The organism is Lacrimispora algidixylanolytica (genome assembly GCF_003609635.1).
In the GTDB taxonomy this organism is placed as follows: Bacteria; Bacillota; Clostridia; order Lachnospirales; family Lachnospiraceae; genus Lacrimispora; species Lacrimispora algidixylanolytica.
In genome coordinates this window covers 1-950 of the sequence record NZ_MCIA01000020.1, presented here as the reverse complement: position 1 = coordinate 950, position 950 = coordinate 1, and the positions used below count along the sequence as shown (strand labels likewise).

At 59.6% G+C, this 950-nt stretch carries 1 protein-coding gene; it reads left to right on the top strand.

What is annotated here, in order from left to right; all coding sequences use genetic code 11:
* Positions 1 to 950, top strand: a 950-nt coding sequence (locus BET01_RS12255) for a hypothetical protein (RefSeq protein WP_243117207.1), incomplete at both ends; no start/stop codon positions are given.

Below are 950 nucleotides of genomic sequence, written 5' to 3'. Positions count from 1 at the left end.
ACTGGTGCAACTGGACCTACTGGTGATACTGGACCTACTGGCGACACTGGACCGACTGGTGATACTGGACCTACTGGTGCAACTGGACCTACTGGTGATACCGGACCTACTGGACCTACTGGTGCAACTGGACCTACTGGTGATACTGGACCTACTGGCGCAACCGGGCCTACTGGTGCAACCGGACCTACTGGTGCAACTGGACCGACCGGTGATACTGGACCTACTGGCGATACCGGACCTACCGGTGCAACTGGACCTACTGGTGACACTGGACCTACTGGCGATACCGGACCTACCGGTGCAACCGGACCTACTGGACCTACTGGTGATACTGGTCCTACCGGTGATACCGGACCTACTGGCGCAACCGGGCCTACTGGCGATACTGGACCTACCGGTGACACTGGACCTACTGGCGATACTGGACCTACCGGCGATACTGGACCTACCGGCGATACTGGACCTACCGGCGATACTGGACCTACTGGCGCAACTGGACCTACTGGTGATACCGGACCTACTGGACCTACCGGTGATACCGGACCTACCGGTGATACCGGGCCTACTGGTGACACTGGACCTACTGGTGATACCGGACCTACTGGTGATACTGGACCTACTGGTGCAACTGGACCTACTGGTGATACCGGACCTACTGGTGATACTGGACCTACTGGCGCAACCGGACCTACCGGCGCAACCGGGCCTACTGGTGCAACCGGACCTACTGGCGCAACTGGACCGACCGGTGATACTGGACCTACCGGTGATACCGGACCTACCGGTGATACCGGACCTACTGGCGCAACCGGGCCTACTGGTGACACTGGACCTACTGGCGATACCGGCCCTACTGGTGCTACTGGGCCTACTGGTGATACCGGACCTACTGGTGCAACCGGGCCTACTGGTGCAACTGGACCTACTGGCGATACCGGACCTACTGG